This is a genomic window from Microscilla marina ATCC 23134 (genome assembly GCF_000169175.1).
Taxonomy (GTDB): domain Bacteria; phylum Bacteroidota; class Bacteroidia; order Cytophagales; family Microscillaceae; genus Microscilla; species Microscilla marina.
This window is the reverse complement of sequence record NZ_AAWS01000028.1, coordinates 63926-89748: the sequence shown is the minus strand read 5'-3', so window position 1 is coordinate 89748 and position 25823 is coordinate 63926. Positions and strand designations below refer to the sequence as shown.

The following is a 25823-nucleotide window of genomic DNA, read 5'->3' as shown; positions in this document are numbered from 1 at the left end:
TGGTTGTTTATGCCATTTTGCAGATATACAGCACTAACCCACCGCAGGGTCTTGCCTTACATGATAGAGGGTTTCAACCACTACTGTGTCTTCTACTATGCTGTACACAATTTTGTAAAAACCTACCGTAATAAACTTGTAAGGATCAGTTTCTGCTTTTAACAATTGCTCAGGCACCCCTTGTGGATAATTGGTATTGAGCGCTTCGGTAGCTGCCAAAACACCATTGATTGTGTCTTTGGCTCTTTCCATTGATTTGCCCGCCAAACGGGTGTAAATGTTGTACAAGTCTTTTTTGGCAGACTCTGCCCAGAATACTTTCTTTGCTGTTACCATGATGCCACCTCCGTTGTTATTTGCTGCTGACTAAACAACCTGTTTTCTTTTTGCGCCAAATTAGCGGCGTTGATACGCTTATAAAAATCAGTGGCAGACATAGGTTTTAAGTTTTTATCATCTTCGTCTTCCATTTCGACTGCTGTCACAAACGTCATCTGTTTGAGTGTTTTTATTAAGTTTTCAGCATTTTCGTAGCTGTCCACTTCCACTTTAATGTTTACCATATTTGTATAAGATTAGTAGTTATCTTCGAAAGAAGTTTACGGGAGTTAAAATAGATGAAAAAAGCAGATTATAAAAATATTTTTGCTGCAAGGACATGAAATATCTGCTGCTTATTCACAAAGACAGTATCAAAAAAGGTGGTTCTACTCTTGCCTTGCCTTGTCTACCCACTCACAGGTATTTAACATATGAATAATGTCTTTTTTGATAAACTCTATTACTGGCTTTAATGAATCGTTTTTGGTGGCAGTTCTAAAATACAAAGCTCCTCGCAAGAAATGTTTGGTAGAATCTGAAATATAGAATTGAAATTGACTGGGCACTTCGCCCGAAAGCTCAAATAAAGCAGCTGTTTTACCCTTGGGGGTTTTAATAGTATAAGGGTCAATAGAGTAGGCACGCTCCTGGTGTTTGTTGAGCAACATATGGGAGTCTTCTATAAACTCGTCAAAGGTTTTGTTATTGGGTACTTTTTTATACGTAAGCTGTATTTCAGCCTTTAACTGAGGATAAATCACATGAAACCAATAAGGCTCGGCTATTCTGGACGAATCGGGGCGTACTTTGGCATAAGACGACAGCTCGAAGGTATAAGGTGCTTTTTCCTTAAGCTTTACATACTTGTTCTTGGGTAGGTCTATCCGGTTATAGCCTTTGGGTTTGGGGCTGTATTCGCTGGTTTCGCTCCCACAGGCAGCAAGTACCCCCAGCATTGAGGTAAATACAAAAAAAGCAAGTAAAGTACCCTTATTCCAGTTAGTTGTCTGTGTCATCGTTATCTTCGTGTATTTCTACTTTTACAATCTTAATCTTACGCACTCCCATTGCCACTACTGTAAACTCAAACTTATCGTACACAATATTTTCGTTGAGTTTGGGTAAACGGGCAAAGCGCTCCAGTAATAATCCTCCCAACGATTCGCTTTCTCCTTTCACTTCGTCAAAAAAGTTGTTGTTAATCCCCAAAATTTTGCAAAAATCATGAAGCGAGATTTTACTTTCAAACAAATACGAATTTTCATCTATTTTGGTATATAGTTTCTCTCTATCTCCATCAAACTCATCGTTTACCTCCCCTACAATTTCTTCTATTACATCCTCCATAGTTACCAGCCCGGCGGTGCCTCCATACTCGTCTACCACTATAGCCAAGTGTACTCTTTTCTCCTGAAAGTCGCGTAAAAGTTTGTCTATTTTTTTGTTGGGAGGAATAAAATAAGTTTTTCTAAGTAGTTTTGACCATTTGAACGACTCGTTGGCATTAAGGAAAGGCAACAAATCTTTGACATATAGTACACCTTTGATGTTATCAATTGTATCGCTATAAATAGGAATACGAGAATAGCCACACTCTTGTATTTTTTCAAGCAACTCGCTAAAATCAGTATTAATGTCAAAGGCAGTCACCGCCAAACGCGAAGTCATTACTTGTTTGGCAGTGATAGTTCCAAAGTTTACAATACCCTTTAAAATTTCGCGTTGCTTGTGGGTAGTATCTGTCCGGTCTATCACCCCTTCCAGCCCTTTAATATCTACCGGATACCCTCGTTTTTTAATGCGTTTTTCTACTACGTTGCTCATTTGCATCAATACATACGACAAAGGATTAAAAACTTTCATTGCAATGTTGATGAGCTTAACAGTACGCTTTACAAAAAACAAACTTTTTTGGTTGGCATACACCTTGGGCAACAATTCTCCAAAAAACAAAATAGCTACTGTTACAATGACAGTAAGGGTCAAAATTACTACTCCTTGAGGGTTGCGGGTACCTACGAGTTCCCAGGTAAGATAAGTCGCAATGGATATAATGGCTACATTGATGAGGTTATTAAAAATAAGAATCGTAGCAAGAAGGCGTTGTGGTTTTTTCAACAACTGTACAATCAACTGTTCTGAACTGTTTTCACTGTCCTGACAACGGTCTAAGTCTTCAGAAGACAAAGAAAATAAGCCAATCTCAGACCCTGAAATCAATCCGGAAAGTAATAACAAAACAGCTAAAATAATAAAGTTGGCTGTATAAAAAATTAGGTTAGAACTAACCAGGTTCAGTAATATATTTATAAAAAATAAACTTTCAGTTTCAGAGTCCAAGTTACCAGCAGATTAAATTAAAAGGGAAGGTCGTCCGGTTCATCGGCATTAAAAGTCGTATCAGTGGATTCTCGCTTCGTGTTTTGGGGTTGCGCTGCAGGCTGTTGTTGCCCTCCACCTTGGTTTTGGTAAGAGCCACCCTCACCACCACTATCACTTCGAGAGCCCAACATTGTAAGGTTTTGCCCTTGTACATCTAACGAAAAACGGGTTTGACCAGTATTGTCAGTATAGGTTCGGGTAGAGAGCCTACCTTCTACATATACTTGATTGCCTTTTCTCAAATACTTCTCTACCACTTCGGCGTTATTTCCCCAAAAAGACACCCTAAACCAATCTGTTTTTGGTTCTTCCCCAGGCTTGGTATAAGCATTCACAGCAATAGAAAAGTTAGCCACTTTTCTTCCTTCAAAGTCACGAACGGCAGGGTCATCGCCCAAGTGTCCTATTAAGATAATTTTATTGTAACTAGCCATTAATTAATGTTTGGTTTTGTGGCGCAAAATTAAAATACTTTTATAAAAATACTCAAAAAAAATCTTTATTCAAATAGTTGTCAATTAAAACAGGTTTGGGCAGTGCCGCCACCTCATTTACTTCATAAAAACGCAACTTATCAAACATTGGCAAATCTTTTTGTGCTGGCTTTACTTCTATGTGATGAAATTTAGCCTGTATGCGCTGGTGGGTCAAAATATGTTTATAAATCACTGACTCCTTGCCTATTACCATTTTTTTTAGTTGAGCTTGTGGCAAATTTATCACATCCAGCAAATCAATGGCACTTAACAACTTGGGCTGTTCTTCCAGCCAAAAATCATATAGCCCACCCCAAATGTCTTGGCTTCCCCTTTGTTTCATTGCTACAAATGTTTGCCCATTGTTTTTGTAAAAAAACAGGAGGTAATGAAAGTAACGGTGCTTCACCTTTATTTTTTTTATTTTTACAGGCAGCTCCTTTTGTTTGCCCTGGGCATACGCTACGCAATGAGTTTGCAAAGGACAATACATACAGTCAGGCTTTTGGGGAGTACACTGTAATGCCCCAAACTCCATAATTCCCTGGTTGTAAGCATCAGTGTGCTCGTCGGGTAACAAACTTTTAGCAAGGGCTCCAAACTCTTTTGCACCTTTATGGCTGGCTATGTCGGTGTCTATACCAAACACCCTGGCCAATACTCTAAAAACATTGCCATCTACTACAGCTACCTTTTCGTTATAAGCAAATGAGGCAATGGCTGAGGCTGTATAGTCACCCACACCTTTCATTTTTAAGAGTTCCTGATAACTCTCAGGAAACACCCCACCCCTTTCGTGGTGTACAAACTTAGCCGCAGTGTGTAAATTGCGAGCCCGCGAGTAGTAGCCTAAGCCTTGCCAAAGTCTCAGTACATTTTGCTCATCGGCACTTGCCAGATCTTGTACCAGCGGATAAGTCTCTACAAACTTTTGATAATAGGGTAAGCCTTGTTTTACCCTGGTTTGCTGAAGAATAATTTCTGACAACCATATTTTGTAAGGGTCTTTTGTATGACGCCACGGCAAATCGCGCTTATTTTTGGCATACCAATTGAGAATACTATTGGCAAAAAGGTGTTTGTCCATCTAATTCAGTAAGTTATAAGTGATAACAACCTTGTTTTTTTCAAAAAAACAAGGCAAATATCTAAAACACTTTTAACTTTATAAGGTTTAAGAAAAAGGCTTCACTCTATTTTCATCCTGAGTTTGCACACCCTATTAGATAAAACCAGGACAATTAATTGCTTTGGCAAACCTCCCAAGGTACCAGAGTAATTATGTCAATGTGTGTGTTTTTAGGTGAAAAAATTGTCAGAAACCTCCCATTTCGCCTGGCTGTTTTGATGACCCAGACAGAGTAATGCATGATCATAAAGTTGTTTTTCAAACAGTTTGATTCACTCTAAAATATCAAAATTTTACAATATGGAGTCAAAACTTTCAGCCTAAAAATTAATGCTTTACTTACAGCGACATATTTTGGAATATTGCCATAAATAAACATACCAGCTAAAAATGACAACAAAACAGTGTCATTTGAAACTTTTTAGTAAAAATTCACTAAAATGAGCTAACTACCAAGGAATCAATTATTTTTGGCTAAATTCTTTTTTATTAGGAAATCAAAAATTAGATTTGCAAGTAATGTAAACCTATGGTTTCTAGTTTATTATATAATTCATTGTACCATTTAAACATTAGTTCAAGTGACAAAAGCGGAGGTAATTTCAGAAATAGCCGAAAAGACGGGTGTTGAAAAAGACAAAGTACAAATCACCGTTGAGGCTTTCTTCAAAGTAATACAAAACTCCATGGAAAATGGAGAAAACATTTATGTAAGAGGCTTTGGTAGCTTTATTAATAAGAAACGCGCAACCAAAATTGCTCGAAATATTTCTAAAAATAAAGCCATGACAATTCCTGAGCACTATGTACCCAGCTTTAAACCTTCAAAAGTGTTTATAGAGCGCATAAAAAACAGCGCAAAATTAAAAGCAAAAATTAGCGATAACAGTAAGAAATAATTAAAAACATGCTTCGATCACAAGTAGTGATTATTACCCTGGCCTCGGTCTTAATCTTTGGAATGTACTTACTACCTAAGGCCATTGTGAAAGGAAAAAAACAAGTTACACAACCTTCGAAAAGTAAGCAAGCGGACACTCCCAAAAATATGGGAGAAGAAACACATAACCAACCTTCACTTTCAAAACAACAACTTACCCAGCTTGCTAATTGGAAAAATGCAATTAGCAGTAGTACAAATAAAGAAAAAAAGATTATCTTTGCCGATTCAATAGCAAATTTGTTCAAAAGTGCGAACCAATTTGACAGTGTAGCGTTTTATAAAGCGAAGATTTCTGAATGGAAACCCAGTATAAATAGCTGGATGCAAGCCGGAAATGCTTATTTGTTTGCGGCGCGTTTTGCATTAAACCAGGCAAAAGTAGAAAAGTCAGTACAAAATGCCCGTGGGTATTTTGACCAGGTGCTTAAACAAAAAGAAGATTTTCTTGATGCCAAAGCACAAATGGCCCAGACTTACCTGATGGTGCCCAACAAACAAAATCCTATGCAAGGCGTACAAATGCTATTGCAGGTGATAAAAAAAGACCCCAATAACCAATTGGCTCTTTTTATTCTGGGCGAACGCTCCATGCAAGTTCGTAAATACGACAAAGCTATTGAGAGATTTGAGAAACTGTTGTCAATCAATCCTAAAAATGAGAATGCTCAATACTATTTGGGAATGGCTTATGTTGAAACAGGCAAAAAACTCAAAGCACTTGAAATTTTCAAAAACATAGAGAAAGTAAGTACTGATTCAGCAAAAGTAGCTGGTGCACGTAGTTACCTTCAACAACTAAAATAATTTTTTTCATTTTTAAACGACATATAAATATGCCTTGTGGTAAAAAAAGAAAGCGTCATAAAATCGCGACTCACAAACGTAAAAAACGTCTAAGAAAAAACAGACACAAAAAGAAATAAACACGATAGATTTATTTATATTTGATTAGTCCATAAAGCTGCGCAGTTTTATGGACATGTTTTTTCATAAACTAAAATGTAAAATACCTTGAGTAACGAATTAATTATCAATTCTACTCAAAAAGGCGAACGAATAGTCCTTCTCAAGAACAAAAGGGTTGTTGAATACCATATTGAGGAAAAAGATAATAACTTTACGGTAGGTGACATTTATCTTGGAACAGTAAAAAAGGTAGTACAGGGTTTAAATGCAGCATTCATTGATGTTGGATATGATAAAGATGCATTTTTGCATTATCTTGACCTTGGCCCCAAATTCAGTTCCCTCAACACCTTTACCAAAGACGTACTTGCAAAAAAAAATGTACCGTACAAACTTCAAGATTTTAAGCTAAAGCCTGAAATTAATAAGCTTGGGAAAATTTCCAGCATTTTTAGTCGTAACAATCAGGTTTTAGTACAGGTAATCAAAGAACCTATATCCACCAAAGGTCCTCGGTTATCTTGTGAATTATCACTTGCAGGTAGATATTTGGTATTAGTACCTTTTTCAAGTTCGGTAAATATTTCCAAAAAAATCACGAACAAAGAAGAGCGTCAACGTTTACAACGCTTAATGTCATCGATTAAACCTGCCAATTTTGGAATTATTGTCCGAACCAACGCCGAAGGGAAGGAAGTTGCAGAACTCGATAGAGATCTCAAAAGCTTAGTAGAAATCTGGGTAAATGGAATGAAGTCACTCAGAGACGCCAAACCAAGAGATAAAATAATTGGCGAAATGGATAGGGCTTCTTCTATTCTACGCGATATGTTAAACGAAAGCTTCGATAGCATAGTAGTAGATGAGAAAACTATCCATGGTGACATCAAATCTTATATCCGTAAAATTGCCCCTGACAAGGAGAAAATTGTAAAACTCCATGCGGGCAAAACTAAGATTTTTGAACATTATCAAATAGAGAAGCAACTAAAGTTACTTTTTGGGAAATCAGTTAGCTTACCAAAAGGGGGTTATCTGATTATTGAACACACTGAGGCTTTACATGTAATTGATGTCAACAGTGGCAACAAGTCTAATGTAGAGCAGGATCAGGAGAACACCGCACTAAACGTAAACATGGAAGCAGCCAAAGAGATTGCCCGGCAATTGAGGCTACGCGACATGGGAGGAATCATTATCATTGATTTCATAGACATGAAAAAAGTGGAAAATAAACGCAAAGTCTATGAATTTGTCAAAGAACAGTTAAAACAGGATCGTTCCAAATCTACTGTTCTTCCTCTCACCAAGTTTGGTTTAATGCAAATTACCCGACAAAGGGTACGTCCTGAGATGAATATTACTACTCGCGAGACTTGTGCGTCTTGTGGAGGTACAGGAAAAGTAGAAGCTACTATTTTAGTTTCTGACCTAATCGAGAGTAACCTTGAATATGTTTTGAACAAACAAAATGAAAAAAAGGTTACCATAGCATTGCATCCTTATTTATATGCCTATTTTACCAAAGGCGGACTGATGTCTAAAAGGGTAAGATGGTTATTTAAGTACGGAAGATGGGTAAAATTACTTAAAGATTCAGCGCTTCCACTGGCAAGCTTTAAGTTTTACAATCGTCATAGCGAGGAGTTAGAGCTTCAACAATAATCAAAAATAATATTCCAAATCTTAGTTTTTAGATAAGAGTTTTCCTCTTATGAAGAGACTAAGGTTTGGAATTTTGTGTTTTCAGCAACACACTTGCTACCACTCTCCATTTTTGTTTTGACACTTTGCTATAAAAATCAACTTACTTTAACACGGTGTTCAAGCAAGGCTGTTTCTATTACCTACCCTATCTGATATACTTTTGGACAATTATATTTTTTAATTGAAAGTTAAGCACTATTAATTCTTTTTAAATATGTACTCCCCTTTTTATAAAATATTTGCCCAACAATACTTTAGGATTGGTTGGTTGATTGTATGTGCAACTTTAGGTATGCTAGGTGGTTGTACCTCAGGCAAAACAGATGGTTGTGCGGATGACCTTGATTTGTCAAACATTCAGGTAAAAATTGAAATAGAAGACCTGAACCCTCAACTGATGACGCTCGACACTGAGGCAAAAGCAAAAGAGTTTATAAAAAAGAACCCTGGCTTTGCCCAAAAGTTTGCCAACTTGCAACGGGTTGGAGAGCAAAATGTAGTAAAAGCTTTGGTAGCTTTTGCCAAGGAGCCTTATATGGATTCGTTGTACACTCAAGTAAAATCGGTTTTTGGAAACTACGGCAAGCTAAAGCAAGAGTTAGTGGCTGCGTTCAAACACATCAAATATTATTATCCCAGTTTTAAAATACCTCAAGTAAAGATGGCTATGACAGGCATCGGAAGTTTTTTTGGCCGAGATATTTATATGGATGATGAAGTGATTTTTATCAGTCCTGATTATTTCTCAGGCTTAAATGCCAAATTTAAACCTAAGGAGCCTTATTATATTCAGCGCAGGTATGCGCCAGCGTACATTGTACCAGTCATTGTTCAGGCTATTTCGCGTACTTATAACAAAATAGATGTGAATGATCATACATTGGTGGCCGATATGGTGACTCGAGGCAAAGAACTACAATTTGTAAAAACCATGATGCCTTGTACACATGATTCGCTCATTACTGGTTTTACGGCTCGCCAGTTGGCTAACGTAAACGACAAAGATAACCGTAAGATAATTTGGGGACACTTTGTAGAAAAACAGGTTTTATTTGCAAAGTCGGTAAGAAAAAAACGGGCATATATGGGCGAGCGTCCTTATACTGCCGAGGTAGGAGTAGGCAAAGAGTGTCCGGGTAAAATAGGCTGGTGGGTTGGCTGGCAAATTGTACAAAAATACACGCGAAAGTTCCCTAAAAAAACATTTCAAGAGGTAATGGCATTCGATCAAAATATCCATTTATTCAATGCCTCAGCTTATAAAGGAGAATAGGCTCCTGGCTTTGATCTTTATTTCAGGCAAAAGGTTCAGTCACTCAGTGGTTGAACCTTTTGCTTTTTTCATGTGGTTTGTTTTGAGTTACATGTAACTTTGCAGCGTAGATCAATAGAAAACTTTACTATGAACAACAGAGCGGAACAACTCAAGGCTTTTGACCGATTGCTCACCATTATGGACGAACTAAGGGAGCAATGCCCCTGGGATAAAAAACAAACGATGGAGAGTTTGCGGTACCTGACTATAGAAGAAACGTATGAATTGTCGGACGCCATTCTTGAGAAGGACTTGACCGAGGTAAAAAAAGAATTGGGTGACTTGATGTTGCACTTGGTGTTTTACTCAAAAATAGGTGCTGAAACCAATGATTTTGACATAGCCGATGTGCTCAATGGGGTGTGTGAAAAACTTATCAAACGACACCCACACATTTATGGTGATGTAAAAATAAACTCGGAAGAAGACGTTAAGCGTAATTGGGAACAGCTTAAACTTAAGGAAGGAAACCGATCGGTATTGGCTGGCGTTCCTAAGTCGTTGCCTGCAATGGTAAAAGCTTTTCGGATTCAGGAAAAAGTAAGAGGGGTAGGTTTTGATTGGGATGACAAACGGCAAGTATGGGCAAAAGTAGAAGAAGAGCTACAGGAATTTCAGGAGGAGTTTAATGTGGCAGAAAACGAAAAAATTGACAATGAAAAGGCAGCACAAGAGTTTGGTGACGTTCTTTTTGCCCTGATCAACTATGCCCGTTTTATCAATATAGAGCCTGAAGCTGCTTTGGAGCGTACCAATAAAAAATTTATCAAGCGTTTTACCTACCTCGAAGCTCAAGCTCAAAAACAAGGAAAACAATTGGCTGATATGACGTTGGCTGAAATGGATGTATTTTGGGAAGAAGCCAAAAAGCTAGAGTAAATCAGTGTTTAGTAAAACTACAAAAATAACCTAACCGCAGAACGAAGTTCAAGCTCTGCGCAGCTAATCCATAGAACTTCGTCTTTGAGCACTGTGCTTCTTCAAAAACTTGTCCTGCAAGGAACTTCCGTAGCTCTGGCTACGCAAAGATTAGCTGAAGCAGAGCTCGGCACAGTACAACTGTAGCCTCGGTTTTTTTCATTGCTCAGTACACAAATACTGTTTTCTTTTGGATCACTTTATTTTTTCCGTTTTACTTAGGAGGTGAATTTGCCTGTTTTGACGCCCATTACCAGTACATCGTCTATTTGTTTGTAGGTTTTACCATTGCTGTGCATCCACTCATCAAGAGTAGCTTCAAGTATTTGCTTTTGTTCTTTCACAGGTTTGTGAGCAATGGTACCTAACAATTGCCTAAACCTTTTTTTCATGAACTTTCTTCCTTGCTCGCCGCCAAACTGATCTTGATAACCATCTGAGTATACATAAAAAGTAGTAGGAGTAGAAATATCGAATGTATGCAAGGTAAACTGCCTCTGGTCGCTTTCGTTTTTTCTATAGCCATTAATGCTGTAATTATCTCCCTTCACTTCTCGCAGTTCATTGTTTTGCACTAAAATGAGGGGATTTTGAGCACCTGCGTAATGCAGCGCTGACTTTTCTTTGTCTATTTGACATACCACAATGTCCATTCCATCACGAATAGAAGCCCCTTCGCTGTTCAAAATCCTACGTAATGCCTGGTCAAGCACATTTAATATTTGGTCGGGTTGGTATATCTTTTTTTGTACTACAGTATTGGTAATTGCTTGAAAACCCAACATGGTCATAAAAGCCCCTGGCACCCCATGCCCGGTGCAATCAGCTACTATGACAAACTGCTTTTGCTGTATTTCTTTGAACCAATAAAAATCGCCTGAAACAATGCTATGAGGTCTAAATATCACAAAATGTTCCGGCAAATATTTTTCCATGCGGTTTTCAGAAGGCAACATCGCTTTCTGAATACGCTGGGCATAAGTAATACTGCTTACAATGTCATCGCGCTGCCGCTCTAAAGAAGAGTTGATTGTCTTGATTTCTTCGTTGGCTTCCTGAAGTGCATAGGTACGCTCTTGCACTTTTACCTCTAACTCTTCGGTGGCACGTTTCTGAACATCAAGGGCTTTACGGGTAGCAGCTTCTTTTTCGAGCCTTAAAATGCGATAACGATCTGCCAAAGCCAGCGACAACAATACAATTTCGATGGCGGAGCCTATTTCTACCAAATGATTGGTAATATTGTTTACAGGCAACACACCTGCATTTCTTAAAGTAATAGAAATAGCACCTACCAGAAAAATGCTCCAGGCAACGACATAATAACGGGCAGAGCTATGCCCTTTGCGCCAAGCTACAATGCCTGCCACCAATAAAAAGGGAGAGTGTAATGATAATAAGGTATTGGTAGCAGGAGAATATATTTCAAATCCGGTGAGCAACATTGCCACTGGTGCCAACCCCATATCAATCAAAAACAAGCGGTAAACCAGGCAACTGTATTTTTTAATGTCTAAGAAATGGATCGTAAAAAGCGAAGTAGTGATGACGATCAAGCCCATAGTGAGCCGGGCTGCGTATAGATTGAGGATAGGATAATTGGGGTGCACATAACGAAATAAGTAGCCAGTAGACCCTGAAAAGATAATAAGCATACATACTATGTATAGCACATAGTAAATGTAGGTTTTGTCGCGTAATGTAATAAAGATAAAAAAGTTATAGAGCATCATTACGATGAGAATACCAAAGTAGATTCCATAGTAGAGGTTTTCTGCCTGAAAACGAATATCTAGTGATTCTTTTCGCACAAGTTCTAACGGAAATGTGAGTGGAGCAAAACTTTGGAGCCTGAAATAAACAGTAACTACTTTACCTTTGGGCAGGTCTAATGGAAATACATAACCGATATGCTCCTGATTGCCCTGTGATGACAAAGGGTATACGCACCCTGTTTGACGATGTACCCAGTCTCCTTTGTCGTTTTTGACCCAAAAACCCAAGGAGTTGTGATAAGTAATGGCGCTTAAAATTCGCCAGTCGTTATACTCTGTATCGTTGCGTAATTGTAAGCGTACCCAATAAGCCGAAGAAGTATAACCAAAGTTGAGCGAAGCTTTTTTACTTGGTGTAAAGCGTTTGCTCTTCACTTGTTCAAAAGTTAACTTTCCGCGCTTATCTTCAAGGTAAACGGCTTGTTTAGATGGTAAATAAGTTTGGTTTTGTTGCAACACAAAAGGAGCCTGTGCTTGTATTTGGGTGGTGCTTCCCCACAACAATATCACATAGCAAAAAGGTAGTATAGAATGGTGAGGAATAAGGTATTTTTGTAATAATTTAAGCCTGAGTAAAAACACGAATAGCATAAAGTAAAGTTTGATTTATATAAGAACTTGTTTAAAATTCATCGAAAATCACGCTAAACGCGAAAGTTTAAACAAACTCTAAGCCTTGTGACTGTGATTAGTAACGAACGAAAGACAATAATTATACCCGTGTTTTCCACGTTTTGTGGCTTTTTATATCTCCCTGCTTTATACCTTTACTCCTACTACCAAAATATCGTCTATTTGCTTGTAAGGAGCTTTACCGTCGGTTCCTCCTTTCATCCACTGAGTAAGTGCTTTTTCAACAGATTGCTTTTGTTGCTCCATTGTTTGTTCTGAAATACTCAGCAACAATTCCCTGAGCTTTGCCCGCATAAATTTTTTACCTTTAGGCCCTCCAAACTGGTCTTGAAAACCATCTGAATACATGTAGAATGTAGTAGGCAACGATATGTCAAAGGTGTGGGTAGTATAAGGCATTACCTCATGGTTTCTTTTACGATAACTATTGATGCTAAATATATCGCCTGGTATTAACTGAATCTCTTTATTTTGTATCAATACAAGTGGCGACTTGGCACCAGCAAAATGTAAACGTTTACGCTGTTCATCAATGACACATACTGCGATGTCCATACCATCGTGCACCGATGTATTCTGGCTTTTGAGCAAGTTGGGCAATACCTCTCCCAATGCACTCAATATTTGATGAGGTTCATGAATTTGCTCATGCACAATGATATTGGTAAGTGCTTGTGAACCTAACATAGTCATTAGTGCTCCGGGTACCCCATGTCCAGTGCAATCGGCTACAATGATAAACTTTTTATGTTGCCAAGCCTCAAACCAGTAAAAGTCGCCGGAAACTATGTCACGGGGTTTATAAAAGACAAAGTGTTGGGGCAACAACTGACACATGCGCTCTTCCAGGGGCAAAATGGCTTTTTGTATACGTTGCGCATAATTGATGCTTGCTTGTATTTGTTGGTGTTGCTCTTCTATTTCTTCTTTTTGTAATTGTACAGTATATAGGGTAGCATCTAGTTCTTCGTTGATTTGTCGCAACTCTACATTGCTTTCGCTCAACTCGTGGGTTCTTTCCATTACTTTTACTTCCAACTCTTCGGTAGCACGTTTTTGTACTTCCAGCGCTTGCTGGGTAGCGGCTTCTTTTTCTTTGCGTAAAATACGGTAACGGTCGGCAAGCGCCAATGAAAGTAACACAATCTCTATAGCTGAACCTACCTCTACGGCATGGGTGGTGACTAAGTTAATTGGCAATACTCCTGCATTACGCAAGGTAATAGAAGTAGCCGCTACTAAAAAAATCCCCCAGGCAAATACATAATAACGTGCCGACTCATTGCCTTGCCTCCAGGCCACCATACCTGCTATCAACAACAAAGGCGAATGCAAAGACAATAGATCGTTGGTAGCAGCTGAGTAAAGCTCAGTACCAGTAAGTAACATTGCCAAGAGCGCCAACCCCATGTCTATTTTAAAAACTTTATAAAGCAGTGTACTGTACTTTGGTACTTCTAAAAAGTAAATAGTAAACAAAGAAGTTGTAATTACAATAAGCCCCATAGTGAGCCGGGCTGAGTAGAGGTTGATGATGGGGATATTGGGGTGAACATAACGGAATAAGTAGCCTGTAGAACTAGAGAAAATAATGAGCATACAAAGTATATATAACACATAGTATATGTATGTTTTGTCGCGCAGGGTTACAAAAACAAACAAGTTGTAGAGTAACATTACCAGTAATATTCCAAAATAAATCCCGTAGTAGAGGTTTTCCTTTTGTAATCGCTGACTCAATGTATCTTTACGCAAAAGCTCCAGGGGGAAAGTTAAAGGATCGTAGCCTTTGAGACGAAAGTACACGATACAAGTTTGCCCACCCGACAAGCCTAAGGGAAACACAAAACCATTGTGCTCATAATTGCCCCTAGAGGCAAAAGGATAAAGCCAACCAGTTTGCACATGGCGCCAGGTATCACCTGTTTTTTTTATCCAAAAATCTAAATAGTTGTGGTAGGCAATGGAGCTGAACAGACGCCAGTCGTTGTAGTTTGTTTCGTTGCGAAACTGCAGACGAACCCAATAAGTAGAGGAGGTATAACCAAAGTTGAGAGAATGGGCGTGATTGGGGGTAAAATGTTTTTTTTGTACCTTGGTTAAGCTCAAAGCACCTGTTTTATCTTCATAATAAAATGCAGTGCTCGCAGGCAAGTAGGTTGTAGCACCTGATTTTATTGTAAAAACAGGTTGTGCTTGTACATTTAATAATACACATACAAACAAAGCTGTAATGATATACATTATGCTTACCTTCATATAAGTTGATATGGCATTTTGGGTAAAAATTTTGAAAAAAATACTGGGCAAGAATGTTACAAACAGGTGAGGGCTTTACAGATATTTGTGCAATAATCTTTCCTTTTAGAAGATTAAAACTTTAAAAAGATCTTGATAATAATACCATTCTAATATTTACGAATACGATATTATCTCTGACGAGACCAAAGATAAACAGATTTATTTTCTTTATGTATGCTTGAGGAAGCTAAAATAGCAGTGGAGTGTATACAAATAGATAAGTTAGTTTGCTACTACTTTTACTCCTATCACCAAAATATCGTCTACTTGCTCATAGGGCAACATTCCATCCAATGCTTCTGTTGCCATCCATTCACTTAGGGTAGCCCGTAATATTTGACGTTGCTTTACCATTGGTTGACTGGCTATGCTGCCCAATAATTCGCGAAAGCGTTTTTTCATAAACTTTTTACCTTCTCTTCCTCCAAACTGATCTTGAAAACCATCTGAATACAGATAAAAAGTGGTAGGCGTAGAAATATCAAAGGTGTGGGCAACAAAATTGACCAGTGCATTTTCCCTTCGGTACCCATTAATACTATGAATACCTCCCTTGATCTCCTGGGCTTTGCCTTGCTCAATAACGATTAAAGGGCTGTTGGCACCCGCACAATGCATTTTTTTTGCCTGCCTGTCAATCACACTCACCACTACATCCATTCCGTCGTGCATCGCTGAGCCCTTATTGTTCAGCAGTGTATGAAAGGTTTGATTTAAAGTCTGTAATATTTGCTCAGGTGCATAAATCTTATTTTGGATAATGATGTTGTTCAATGCCTGGATGCCCAACATGGTCATAAAAGCTCCTGGCACCCCGTGCCCGGTACAATCAGCCATTATAATAAACTGTTTGTTGTTGACCTCTTCGAACCAATAAAAATCACCCGAAACTATATCGCGGGGTTTAAAAAATACAAACGATTCAGGCAAGTATTCTTTTATTCTCTTTTCGAGCGGTAATACAGCTTTTTGAATTCTTTGGGCATACACAATGCTGTCTAATATGTCATCGTTTTGTTTTTCTATAGTTTCCAGCATTTCCTGCAAGGTAACATTTACCCCGTCTACCTCATCCTTGGCAGCAAGCAGTGCGGTATTTACAGTATGTAATTCACTATTGGCTTGATTTAATTTTTGGTTGTTGCGCTGTTTTTGTCTGTAAAAAAACAATACACTTAAAAGTAAAATTGACACCAATCCTAACCCCAGGTAAGAGATTTGTTGGTTGGCATGTTGGGCAGCTATGTGTGCAGCATATTCTTGTTGTTTTTGTTTTTGCAACAAGCGCAAAGAATCCTTTTCCTGCTCATACTCATAAAAGGCTTCAAAATCACTGAGTTTGGTTTGTACACTTGTATTCATCACACTATCGGTGGCTTGCAAACCTACTTCTTGATACTCCGAAGCTTTTTTATAATTTCCTTCAGCTTTATATACCTTTGCCAGTAATAAAGCACATTCTTTTAGGTATTCCCAGCGACTGGTGGCTTTTGCCAAGGTTACCCCTTTTACGAGGTAATCAATAGTGAGGGCGTATTGCTTTTGTTGATAGTATGCCTTGCCCAACAAGGTGTAGATTGCCACCAGTAGTTCACTCTGCTGATGTACTTTACTCAAAGTCAGGGCTTTATTTAAATGCTCAAGGGCTCGTGTATTTTTATTAAATGTGACATAGAGTTCCCCAAAGGCTTTATGAATTTCAGCTTCATAGGCTTTGTTTTGTTGTTTTTGAAAGTATTGCAGCGCTTTGCGGGTGTATTCTAAAGATTTGGTGAAATTTCCTTGCTTTCGATAAGTATCGCCCAGGTTGATATAGATATAAGCTACTCTTTTATCATTGTTTTTTTGAAACAACTTCAAAGATTGTTTGTAATATTTTAGGGCTTTGCGCTGATTGTTATCAGCAGTATATATATTTCCTATATTGTTATAACCTACTGCCAATCCGCTTATATCGCCTAAGCCTCGCTTAATTGCCACAGATTTTTGATAGTAATAAAATGCCAATGAGTACTTCCCTTGATTGTCATATATCATTCCTATGTTATTGTAACTATAGCTTTGCCCTGTTAGGTCATCGAGTTCAATATTAATGTTCAATGATTTTTTGTGGTATGCCAAAGCTGCGGTATAATCTGACTGATACATTTGCACTATGCCCAAGCCATTATAAGCGTCGGCTATTCCCCTTTTATCGGTGATTTTTTGGGCAAAACCCAACGATTGTTTAAACAAGTCAAGGGCTACCGCATAATGTCCATGTACCATCGTAACCCAGGCAAGAGAGTAGTACGCCTGGCTTAACCCTTGGGTAAAGTGCAATTTTTTGGCAAGTGGGATAGACAATGAGGTGTAATAGGCTACCTGGGCAGAATCGCTTCTTTGATAAAGACCGGCAAGCTTGTTATAAATATTTACTTTTTGAGTATCGGCTACATGGGTGTTTAACAATGCCTTCAGAGAATCGATTTTTGCTTGATTTTGCGCAATAAGCCAATTGACCGGCAACAAGAAAAGAGCTAAATATAACACCAAGTTTTTCATAACCTTCTATTTCACCACAGGCAACCAATCAACATTAAAAAGTAAAGTGTTTTGGAACAAGATCAAATTAAATAAGCAGTAGATATGGTTAATGCCAGCACACAAAGTTTTGAAATGCCGATGCATACTACACCTTACACCAATAATTAACCTTGTCGAGATTCCTAAGGTTGGTTTAGCAATCCCCCCCCAAACAAGTGCATAGTAAACTAGCGCCTCAGCCCCTAAATACCTCATCTGTATTCGTGGAGGATTGGTAAAAACCCGCAAAAGTGATGGATAGTGATGACCCACTGCATAGATTAAATTATCTGGTAGGTATAATTACTTAGGTTAAATATAATATAATCCTTGTTAAAAACAGCATAACCGCTGAAAAGACTGGATTTAATACCAATTTAAAGCATTTTAAGGCACATTTTTGCCACGATTTGTCCGTAAATCATTTTACTCGACTCAAAACAGCAAGGTAGAGCTAGGCTTGCCTCCTACTGGCTTTTTGTTTGTTATAGTACCCCAAAACAACAGTTGTGGGCACTTTCCTGACAAGGGCTTATGCAGTAGTTTCAACATATCATCAGTTATTCAAAAACTTTTGTTATTATTAGCCTCCAAAACAGACAAAAGACACAATATGATTTCTTTAAAGCAATTTATCCGAACCAACCACTCACTCAAACTTGCTTTGTTGTTATGGGCATGTATTGCTGGATGTTCGTCTCCACGCAAACCTGCTAAAACCGAGTTTATCATTCTGCAATTAAACGATGTATATGAAATAGCCCCCATTCAAGGTGGCAAGTTTGGGGGGATGGCACGGGTAGCTACTGTACGTCAGGAGTTACTCAAAGAAAACCCACATACTTTTACTACCCTTTCGGGAGATTTTCTGAACCCTTCGGTACTGGGTACCATCAAGTACAACGGAGCGCGTATTAAAGGAGCTCAAATGGTAGCTACAATGAACACCCTTGGAATAGACTATGTATGCTTTGGCAACCATGAATTTGACCTCAATGAAGAAGATTTGCTCAAGCGAATCAATGAATCTAAATTTGATTGGATATCTACCAACCTTCAGTACAAAAAAGAAGGCAAAATTCAACCTTTTTTTAAGGTAGTAAATAACCAACCACAAAACTTTGCCAAGTCGGTGGTATTGAAAATACCCAATAAAAACGGAGAAGATACACTCAAGGTGGGCTTACTGGGGCTGGCACTTAAGATAGATAACAACATAGTGGCTTATGAAGATGTAAAAACAGCGGCCGAAAAAGAGCTTACAGCGCTGAAAGGTAAAATTGATTTTGCCATATCAATGACTCATCTCGCCATTGCTGATGATAAAAAACTGGCACAGGCTATTCCTCAGTTTCCTTTGATCATGGGGGGGCACGACCACACCAATATGAAACACCAGGTAGGTACTACAAGTATTACCAAGGCCGATGCCAATGCCAAAACAGTGTATATTCACCGCATTACTTATGACCATGTCACCAAAAAAGTAAGCGTTCGGTCAGAACTCAAAGAAATTAACGAAAGTATAAAAGAAGCTCCCAAAACTGCTAAAGTAGTGAGCACTTGGCTACAACACGCTGAGACTGGCTTTAATACGCTCGGCTTTGATGTAAAAGAAAAGTTAATGGTAGTAACCGACATCCCACTTGATGGCAGAGAAGACCACATCAGAGAAGAACCTACCAATTTGGGCAAAGATATTTGCGCAGCCATGGTTGCCACGCTTCCTAAAGCACAGGCAGGTATACTCAATAGTGGTTCGGTGCGGCTAGATGACCAGCTAAGAGGGCAGGTCACTGTATATGATGTACTACGGGCGTTGCCTTATGGTGGAGATATTTATGAAGTTCAACTTAAAGGCAAACTTTTAAGCAAAATATTAACTACAGGAAAAAACAATAAAGGAAGTGGGGGGTATTTGCAAACTACTGGTATAAACTATGATGAAACTACCAAGCAATGGACAATAGGCAAAGCAGCTATAGAGCCTGAAAAAATATACACAGTGGCTATGTCAAACTATTTACTGACAGGCAAAGAAAGTAATTTTGATTACTTGACACCCAAAAACCCTGACATTGTTTCGGCTACTGAAGATAACAAAAATCCCCTCAGGGCTGATATTCGCAAGGCACTGATTGAGTATTGGAAAAAGAAAGGAAAAGACAATCTACAAGAAGGCAAAAAGAAGTAAATGAAGCCAACTTATAGGTTGATCAATTCCCCCTGAATGAGTGCTCGTTCAGGGGGTGTTGTTACAATACCTTTTGTAAATATTTCCAAATCTTATTTGCCATCATCTCGTGTCCTTCGGCAGTAGGGTGAGTCCCATCCGACTGGTTGAGTTCGGGCTTACCAGCAATACCATCCAAAATGAAGGGCACTGTCACTACTTTTCTATTGTCTTCTTCGAGATCGTCAAAGGCTTTAGTAAACCCTGCGGTATAGTCTAACCCCAGATTGGGGGGGGCTTCCATTCTTACCAATAAAATTTTAATTTTTTTATAACGTTTACGCGCAATATCAATGATCTGCTGAAGGTTTTCTTTTACTACCTGTGGGCTTACCCCTCTCAAACCATCGTTACCCCCCAATTCAATCACCAAAATGTCTACTTTTTGTTTTAGCAAAAAATTAATTCGTTCTCGTCCACCTGTAGTCGTTTCGCCACTGACCCCCGCATTTACTACCCTATAGTTGTGGTTACCCGCATCCAGTTTTTTCTGTATCAAGGCGGGATAAGCAGACTCTTCGGGATTGTCTAAACCAAAGCCAGCCGCCAGGCTATTGCCCAAAAACAAAATAGTTTTACGATTTTTTTTGCGTTCTATCTTTTGAATAGAGTCTTGCCGAGCTAAAGAGTCTTGTCGCTGTTGCTCGCGTTTTGCGGCTCCATTACAACTCCATAGAGTTAAAGTAATCCACAAGAAAATGTATGAAAGTTGGTGCATATATATTGTTAATTGGTGTGAGCAAACCCTTTGCCTTTATAATAGAGCTAAAAAGTTGCGAATATTCACTTGACTATATTTAAAAATTAGTTCGTTATTTTATCTTCAACAGTGAAACAAACTCAAAGCAGGTGAGCTTGTTCTCAGAGGATTGATAAGCTCATTTTTACGCACTGGTTTTAGTAGTTTAGTCAAAAAGCAGGGCTCAGCATACCTGTAGCTTCGATAATTTCTACCACATAAAGGCCAGTATTTTTGGGTGTTGTTATGTTTAAAAATGTAGCTCTTCACCACACAAATCCCCTCACTTTATCTCTGAATACAAGACTTTAACCGCAGGAGACTTGCCTCCAGGCTCTGCAAAGCTAAACAAGCACTTAATTGCTTTACTCAAGAAAACAAAATCTGGTAAAAAAACCTCAAAATCAGCGCATTATTTAATCAATTGCCCACAAAGATTTTCATGCGAAGGAGTTATTTTTATTTGTTTTTTCCCTGAAAGCTCATTTTTTCATTTTAAAGTTTTGGATTTTAATAAAAATGTCCTACCTTTGTCATCCAATCACATCGCGGGGTAGAGCAGTTGGTAGCTCGTCGGGCTCATAACCCGGAGGTCATAGGTTCGAGTCCTGTCCCCGCTACTAAATATTACCTGTAAATTCTTATGATTTACAGGTTTTTTTATGCCATGTTTTTTGTGTGCACAAACCAACTACTGTACTCTACCCTACTATTTTTTCGCCTCGGTTTGTGTCTTCACCATAGCCGTCAGGCTACTATTTTTTTACCCCTGAAACATCTTTCAGTATCCAAATTTTGGCGATTCGATCAGCGTGTGGGGACACTCGCTGAGGCGGTGACGGTATTTTTAAGTGATTTTTTTACTATGCTCCTCTTAGCCTGACGGCTATGGTGTCTTCACAACCGAGTTTACGAGTCTTTAGATACCGATGAATGTCGGTGCTCAGCAAAGCTAAATCGCCTCGTCGTAGCGCCTGTAAATAGTGTTTTTTAGAGTTCCGATCAGCTCGTGAAGACACGAGCTGAGGCGATGACGGTACTTTTGAAAAACCGAAGCTACAGTTTTACTGTGCTGAGCTCAACGAAGTTAAAAGCTGGGTAGAGTACAACTACTGACTCGGCCTCTAAAACCCTTCTGGCTGAGGTTTACTAAAATACAATAATAACTCTCCACTCATGCTGCGCATTTTATTCTCACTGTCTTGACGGCGGGCAATGTTCACTTGGGTAATTTGTAGTTTTGCTTTATAGCTTTTTCCAGCCTCGATTAACACCATTTCGTTATGAGGCAAAGGTTTAGAGGTGTTACTGAATTTTCTAACCAGCTTTTCCAACATAGGGTCGAGCAGGAAGTTAACTAGTGTGTCTTTTTTTTCGTGCAACAATATCCGGTTCTTCTTCCAATCAAAATATAATTCAATCTCCTTGTCTCCCAACAAGTATACTCGTTGCTTATTTACTTTAAAGCTGTTGGCTTTTTGTTTAAATTTAATAATATAATTGTACCCTTTGATATTGCGTACAGGTTCGTCAAAACGGCTTTGAAAGTTAAATTGCTTGGTATTGGCAGAAATTAAGTCAGTGACATAGTCGCCTGTTACGTTTTCGCCCATGAGGGCATACAACTTAATAATTTTACGGTGCTCAGAGTCTAACGGGCTTAACAAAGAATCGAGGTGTGGTCTGATAAAAGGTTGCAAACGGGCAAGGCGTTTTCTTTGGGCAAAAAACTGAAGGATAGAGTGCAGGTTTTTGTGATCACTCAATGACAAAGGTTTTGCCTGTGCATTTGGAGTTATTTTACCCTCTTTAAGCAATTGGCTCTTAAGCATAATTTTTTTGAATCTGCTTGCCTGGCTTCGGTCTGCTGTCATAAACACTCCCCAAGGGCCAAAAGCACTTAACAAACAAACAAAGCTTAGAGAAATAGTAATTACTTTAATGTTTTTTGCCTTGCTGATCAACAAGTATAAATTAATGCCTGCCAACCATACTGCCAGCACCAAGGCAAAATAACGTAGCTCGGTAAGGCCGTAATCTTGAATACGTTTGCCTAAACCCCAAAACAACAAAGCCAATAAAGGAAACAGACTCAGAGAAAAGTTGCGGCTGTATGCCTGAAGAGTTCGTCCTTCTTTTTGTTGGCGAATAGGGTAAATAATAAGGAAGGTAGCCATGCCTATGACCGAAAACACCAGCACCAGGTAGGTCACTAAGCCCTTGGGCAGAGTCCAACTCACTAAAATAGAAGCACCGTACACATACAAAATAGAAAGGTATACTACAATGAGTGGTAACAGTACAAATTGCACACAAAAACGTAATACACGCGGGTAAGTTTCTTCTTTTTCAAGCGCCTGGATTTCATCGGGAATACCAGCTAAAAATATAAGCGTATTGAATATACCAAAAATGGCAATAAACAATTGCAGGTATAACTTGGCTGATATGGTTAGTCCAAACAAATACCCCATAGCAAACAAGGCCAGCGATATGCCGCCAAAAAGCATGGTAGAGTATAAGCCTGACAACATGATGCGTACAGTAAGCAACAAGTTGAAGTGCCAAAAAGCGTTTACCTCATAAGTTTTGGTAAAAGGAATGTAAGACACCAACAATAAACCTGTCATAAAAAACAGGATAAAACGTATGTAGTTTTTATGGGCTAACTCTTTGGGTAACAGCAGGTAATAGGTAATAATAATGATAAAAGCAATAATTTCAATCACCAACTTACGTGACGGAGGGATATGGTGACGCTCTGCGTATATATCAGCTATAAAAAATATAAGTACCCCTAACAAACTTGCCATCAAAGATTGTCCATTGTCGCTTAAGTAGCTCCAAACATCTGTTTGTTGTTCTATGATGACCAACAAAATGACGGTGCCCATAGTAGCAGCAAGCATAGCAAAGGGATAACGTGATGAGGTGTTTCCTGCCTGAGTGAATAAATCTCTAAATGATGGCCATTTGATCATAAATATGAGGATTGGTTTTACTAACCACGTATAATAAAGGCTTAGTGGTCGTTGTTTTTAGTATCTTCTGAACTTTGCTGATCTTTAGTTTGCTGTTTTAGCTTTTCGTCGGTTTCTGTCAACAGATCGTCTAACATGGTAAACTTGTCTTCAACTTCTTCTTTCAAGGCTTTTTGTGCTTGCACCATACTCACATTGATCTCAAACCCTAGCAAAAACACCCAAGCGATTAAATATAACCAAAACATAAGGGCAATCAGGGTTCCTATAGAGCCATATAGTTTGTTGTAGTTGGCAAAATTGCTCAAGTAAAATGAGAAACCGGTAGTGCTCAACATTGCCAAAATAGAAGCTGAAATAGCCCCTAACGAGAAAAATCTCCATTCTTTTTTTCTGGCAGGAGCCAGGTTATAAATCAAAGCAATGCCTAGTAAAAATGCACTAAACAAGACAAACACCTTGAAACCTGTTAGCAGGTAATACCCTAATACCTGGTCTTTGTGCAACATTGCCCAACTAGTCCACTCATAGAGATATTCGAGTACAAACTCTACGGCAAACTCGGTCACCACCAGTACAATGACTACTATCACTAAGATAAACGCAAACAAAATGGCTAATCCAGCGGCTAATAATCGTTTACGCAAAAAATTACGCTTTTCGGCAAACTTGTAGTTACGATTAAAGGTATCCATCATCTCTATCACTCCATTAGTAGCAGTATACAAAGCCAACAATACCCCAAATGAAAGTAGGTTGGTGCGGGGTTGAGTCAATATATTGACAATGGTGTCATGGGTGTATTTATAGATTTCTCCTGGCATAAATTCAAGCAGCAGGGCGTCTATCTGTTGCTTCATGTCAATATCTTGCCCAGTAGTTACTATATCGGGAATATAGGTAACAATGTATGGAACAAAAAAAGGAATCAAAGTAAATAAAAATATAATTGCCGGAAAAAGCGATAAAGTAAAACTAAAGGCAATTGCCCTGGCTTGTTGATGAAGTGGCTTATCATTGATATTAAGCCAAAGTGTTTTGATAATACGATACCAAGATACCTGGTGGTGTTTAGATTCTGAGCGCCTCAAACGTTTGACAGTTTTTTGGTACAGTTTAGAGTTGGTAATCGATTTGATAATTTTGGCTTTCATAACAATCTTAACGGTTTCCTTATCAAATTTTTCGCAATCGGGCTACTTTAAGTAAACCTACCATGCTAATTGAGTCTGTAATCTCATTATTCATTACCATTTCAACGGCTTCACTAATATGTACTTTTTTAATTCTAAGATCCTCTGTTTCGTCAAATTCTGTTTCGCCAGGCACCAGTTCTTCGGCTATATACACTACTCCTTCTTCGTCAGTTACCGAATTAGAGGTATGCACTGTGGCAATTTCTGTCCACTGATTGGCAGTAAAGCCTGTTTCTTCTTTAAGCTCACGTTTTGCCGATTCAAGTATGTCATCTTCAAGACTGCCTCCCCCCATAGGTATCTCCCATGAGTAAATGTCTAAAGGATAACGATATTGCCCCACCAAATAAGTATACCCTTCGCTATCAATAGGTATAATGCCAATGGCTTTATTTTTAAAATGTACTGTACCATAAATTCCCGGTTTGCCCGATGCATTGACTACCATGTCTTGCGCCACTGAAATCCAGGGGTTGTCGTACATTTGTTGTTTATAAACTGTGTTCCAAGGGTTTGCAACTTTTTCTTTGGCGTTATTATTATCTGATGAGCTATTCATTATATATCATTTTTGGTTTACAAGGAAACAATCGTGTGCCATACTGTCTACTCACTTCTACACTCCAATTTAAGCAAGGTTACAATAATAACCAATTCGTTGTAAAATAATGACTAACTTTGAGGTTTGTATCCCAAACTATTAAGACAAAGGTATGTTACAATCGTCTTTTTCTAATAAATACATAGAAGCCGGAGTAGATGAAGTTGGCCGAGGCTGTTTGGCCGGACCAGTAGTAGCAGCGGCCGTAATATTGCCTCCCAACTATAAGAATGAGTTGTTGATGGACTCGAAGAAGTTGAATAAAAAAACTCGTGAAAAACTTCGTAAAACTATTGAAGAAGAAGCCATTAGCTGGGCGGTGGCAGAAGCTTCGCATACCGAAATTGACGAAATTAATATATTAAACGCCAGTTTTTTGGCCATGCACCGTGCTATAGAACAACTAGAGCCTGAGCCCGAACTTTTACTGATTGATGGCAACCGTTTCAATCCTTATAAGTTTGTTGCCTACCAATGTATAGTAAAAGGTGACAATAAGTTTTTGTCAATAGCGGCAGCATCGATACTAGCAAAAACCTACCGCGATGATTTGATGGAAAAACTTGCCGTGGAGCACCCAGAGTATGACTGGGAAAACAATGTAGGCTACCCTACCAAAAAACACCGGGCAGCTATAGAACAGCACGGGGCTACTCCTTGGCATCGTATGAGTTTTAAGTTGATTAAAGATAAAGACTAGGA

The 25823-nt window shown here is 38.7% G+C and carries 20 protein-coding genes and 1 tRNA gene; 8 read left to right on the top strand and 13 right to left on the bottom strand.

What is annotated here, in order from left to right; all coding sequences use genetic code 11:
* Positions 1-33 precede the first annotated feature (33 nt).
* From M23134_RS23075 to mutY, 6 genes are all read right to left on the bottom strand, one after another.
* The gene (locus tag M23134_RS23075; RefSeq protein WP_004156559.1) at positions 34-336 is read right to left on the bottom strand and encodes a type II toxin-antitoxin system RelE/ParE family toxin; all 303 of its coding nucleotides are present in this window, start codon (positions 334-336) and stop codon (positions 34-36) included.
* A complete protein-coding gene (locus M23134_RS23070; RefSeq protein WP_004156558.1) occupies positions 330-563 on the bottom strand; it encodes a hypothetical protein in 234 nt (77 codons plus the stop codon). Before M23134_RS23070 ends, M23134_RS23075 begins: the two co-directional genes overlap by 7 nt.
* A gap of 144 nt (positions 564-707) precedes the next feature.
* A complete protein-coding gene (gene gldD / locus M23134_RS23065; protein WP_004156557.1) occupies positions 708-1337 on the bottom strand; it encodes a gliding motility lipoprotein GldD in 630 nt (209 codons plus the stop codon).
* Positions 1321-2661: a gliding motility-associated protein GldE gene (locus tag M23134_RS23060; RefSeq protein ID WP_004156555.1), complete on the bottom strand. Its 1341-nt coding sequence runs from the start codon at positions 2659-2661 to the stop codon at positions 1321-1323. Before M23134_RS23060 ends, gldD begins: the two co-directional genes overlap by 17 nt.
* 17 nt (positions 2662-2678) lie before the next feature.
* Positions 2679-3137: a single-stranded DNA-binding protein gene (locus M23134_RS23055; protein WP_004156554.1), complete on the bottom strand. Its 459-nt coding sequence runs from the start codon at positions 3135-3137 to the stop codon at positions 2679-2681.
* Positions 3138-3189: 52 nt separating this feature from the next.
* Positions 3190-4266, bottom strand: a complete 1077-nt coding sequence (gene mutY, locus M23134_RS23050) for an A/G-specific adenine glycosylase (protein WP_004156553.1) — start codon at positions 4264-4266, stop codon at positions 3190-3192.
* A gap of 623 nt (positions 4267-4889) precedes the next feature.
* Here mutY and M23134_RS23045 point away from each other — a divergent pair.
* The 5 genes from M23134_RS23045 to mazG all read left to right on the top strand — a co-directional run bounded on the left by M23134_RS23045 (position 4890) and on the right by mazG (position 10058).
* Complete coding sequence (locus M23134_RS23045; RefSeq protein ID WP_004156552.1) at positions 4890-5207, top strand: HU family DNA-binding protein; 318 nt, start codon at positions 4890-4892, stop codon at positions 5205-5207.
* Between the two features lie 8 nt (positions 5208-5215).
* Complete coding sequence (locus M23134_RS23040) at positions 5216-6055, top strand: tetratricopeptide repeat protein (protein ID WP_045114155.1); 840 nt, start codon at positions 5216-5218, stop codon at positions 6053-6055.
* A gap of 207 nt (positions 6056-6262) precedes the next feature.
* Positions 6263-7822, top strand: a complete 1560-nt coding sequence (locus M23134_RS23035; RefSeq protein ID WP_004156549.1) for an Rne/Rng family ribonuclease — start codon at positions 6263-6265, stop codon at positions 7820-7822.
* Between the two features lie 256 nt (positions 7823-8078).
* Positions 8079-9137 (top strand): gliding motility protein GldB-related protein, encoded by a 1059-nt coding sequence (locus M23134_RS38740; protein WP_004156548.1) that lies wholly within the window; start codon positions 8079-8081, stop codon positions 9135-9137.
* Positions 9138-9266: 129 nt separating this feature from the next.
* Positions 9267-10058 carry a nucleoside triphosphate pyrophosphohydrolase gene (gene mazG / locus M23134_RS23025; RefSeq protein WP_045114154.1) on the top strand — a complete coding sequence of 264 codons (792 nt, stop codon included), beginning with the start codon at positions 9267-9269 and terminating at the stop codon, positions 10056-10058.
* A gap of 257 nt (positions 10059-10315) precedes the next feature.
* Here the strand turns inward: mazG and M23134_RS23020 are convergent, their stop codons facing one another.
* The 3 genes from M23134_RS23020 to M23134_RS23010 form a co-directional block, all read right to left on the bottom strand.
* On the bottom strand, positions 10316-12463 hold the full coding sequence (locus M23134_RS23020; protein WP_004156546.1) for a 7TM diverse intracellular signaling domain-containing protein: 2148 nt from the start codon (positions 12461-12463) through the stop codon (positions 10316-10318).
* Positions 12464-12631: 168 nt separating this feature from the next.
* Positions 12632-14764 (bottom strand): 7TM diverse intracellular signaling domain-containing protein, encoded by a 2133-nt coding sequence (locus tag M23134_RS23015; protein ID WP_157558608.1) that lies wholly within the window; start codon positions 14762-14764, stop codon positions 12632-12634.
* A 264-nt stretch (positions 14765-15028) separates the two neighbouring features.
* Complete coding sequence (locus M23134_RS23010) at positions 15029-17350, bottom strand: tetratricopeptide repeat protein (protein WP_004156544.1); 2322 nt, start codon at positions 17348-17350, stop codon at positions 15029-15031.
* A 634-nt stretch (positions 17351-17984) separates the two neighbouring features.
* Here M23134_RS23010 and M23134_RS23005 point away from each other — a divergent pair.
* Complete coding sequence (locus tag M23134_RS23005) at positions 17985-19565, top strand: bifunctional metallophosphatase/5'-nucleotidase (protein WP_157558607.1); 1581 nt, start codon at positions 17985-17987, stop codon at positions 19563-19565.
* A gap of 61 nt (positions 19566-19626) precedes the next feature.
* Here M23134_RS23005 and M23134_RS23000 read toward each other — a convergent pair whose 3' ends face one another.
* Positions 19627-20322, bottom strand: coding sequence for an arylesterase (locus tag M23134_RS23000; RefSeq protein WP_004156542.1), 696 nt, complete (start codon positions 20320-20322; stop codon positions 19627-19629).
* A gap of 568 nt (positions 20323-20890) precedes the next feature.
* Here M23134_RS23000 and M23134_RS22995 point away from each other — a divergent pair.
* Positions 20891-20963 (top strand) — tRNA-Met (locus tag M23134_RS22995).
* Positions 20964-21467: 504 nt separating this feature from the next.
* Here M23134_RS22995 and M23134_RS22990 read toward each other — a convergent pair.
* The 3 genes from M23134_RS22990 to M23134_RS22980 are packed head-to-tail and all read right to left on the bottom strand — an operon-like array spanning position 21468 to position 25079.
* Positions 21468-23324, bottom strand: a complete 1857-nt coding sequence (locus tag M23134_RS22990; RefSeq protein ID WP_045114153.1) for a DUF4153 domain-containing protein — start codon at positions 23322-23324, stop codon at positions 21468-21470.
* A 41-nt stretch (positions 23325-23365) separates the two neighbouring features.
* Positions 23366-24478: a YihY/virulence factor BrkB family protein gene (locus M23134_RS22985; protein WP_004156534.1), complete on the bottom strand. Its 1113-nt coding sequence runs from the start codon at positions 24476-24478 to the stop codon at positions 23366-23368.
* A 22-nt stretch (positions 24479-24500) separates the two neighbouring features.
* A complete protein-coding gene (locus tag M23134_RS22980; RefSeq protein ID WP_004156533.1) occupies positions 24501-25079 on the bottom strand; it encodes an NUDIX domain-containing protein in 579 nt (192 codons plus the stop codon).
* A 154-nt stretch (positions 25080-25233) separates the two neighbouring features.
* Between M23134_RS22980 and M23134_RS22975 the strand changes: the two genes are divergently transcribed.
* Complete coding sequence (locus M23134_RS22975) at positions 25234-25821, top strand: ribonuclease HII (protein ID WP_004156532.1); 588 nt, start codon at positions 25234-25236, stop codon at positions 25819-25821.
* Positions 25822-25823: the final 2 nt, after the last annotated feature.

What these genes read in the sequence shown, in the direction of transcription:
- M23134_RS22990 (WP_045114153.1), bottom strand. Translation starts at nt 23,324, where the DNA reads ATGATCAAATGGCCATCATTTAGAGATTTATTCACTCAGGCAGGAAAC.
- M23134_RS23040 (WP_045114155.1), top strand. Translation starts at nt 5,216, where the DNA reads ATGCTTCGATCACAAGTAGTGATTATTACCCTGGCCTCGGTCTTAATC.
- M23134_RS23005 (WP_157558607.1), top strand. Translation starts at nt 17,985, where the DNA reads ATGATTTCTTTAAAGCAATTTATCCGAACCAACCACTCACTCAAACTT.
- M23134_RS22975 (WP_004156532.1), top strand. Translation starts at nt 25,234, where the DNA reads ATGTTACAATCGTCTTTTTCTAATAAATACATAGAAGCCGGAGTAGAT.
- M23134_RS22980 (WP_004156533.1), bottom strand. Translation starts at nt 25,079, where the DNA reads ATGAATAGCTCATCAGATAATAATAACGCCAAAGAAAAAGTTGCAAAC.
- M23134_RS23015 (WP_157558608.1), bottom strand. Translation starts at nt 14,764, where the DNA reads ATGAAGGTAAGCATAATGTATATCATTACAGCTTTGTTTGTATGTGTA.
- mazG (WP_045114154.1), top strand. Translation starts at nt 9,267, where the DNA reads ATGAACAACAGAGCGGAACAACTCAAGGCTTTTGACCGATTGCTCACC.
- gldD (WP_004156557.1), bottom strand. Translation starts at nt 1,337, where the DNA reads ATGACACAGACAACTAACTGGAATAAGGGTACTTTACTTGCTTTTTTT.
- M23134_RS23010 (WP_004156544.1), bottom strand. Translation starts at nt 17,350, where the DNA reads ATGAAAAACTTGGTGTTATATTTAGCTCTTTTCTTGTTGCCGGTCAAT.
- M23134_RS23000 (WP_004156542.1), bottom strand. Translation starts at nt 20,322, where the DNA reads ATGCACCAACTTTCATACATTTTCTTGTGGATTACTTTAACTCTATGG.
- M23134_RS23070 (WP_004156558.1), bottom strand. Translation starts at nt 563, where the DNA reads ATGGTAAACATTAAAGTGGAAGTGGACAGCTACGAAAATGCTGAAAAC.
- M23134_RS23055 (WP_004156554.1), bottom strand. Translation starts at nt 3,137, where the DNA reads ATGGCTAGTTACAATAAAATTATCTTAATAGGACACTTGGGCGATGAC.
- M23134_RS22985 (WP_004156534.1), bottom strand. Translation starts at nt 24,478, where the DNA reads ATGAAAGCCAAAATTATCAAATCGATTACCAACTCTAAACTGTACCAA.
- mutY (WP_004156553.1), bottom strand. Translation starts at nt 4,266, where the DNA reads ATGGACAAACACCTTTTTGCCAATAGTATTCTCAATTGGTATGCCAAA.
- M23134_RS23075 (WP_004156559.1), bottom strand. Translation starts at nt 336, where the DNA reads ATGGTAACAGCAAAGAAAGTATTCTGGGCAGAGTCTGCCAAAAAAGAC.
- M23134_RS23020 (WP_004156546.1), bottom strand. Translation starts at nt 12,463, where the DNA reads ATGCTATTCGTGTTTTTACTCAGGCTTAAATTATTACAAAAATACCTT.
- M23134_RS38740 (WP_004156548.1), top strand. Translation starts at nt 8,079, where the DNA reads ATGTACTCCCCTTTTTATAAAATATTTGCCCAACAATACTTTAGGATT.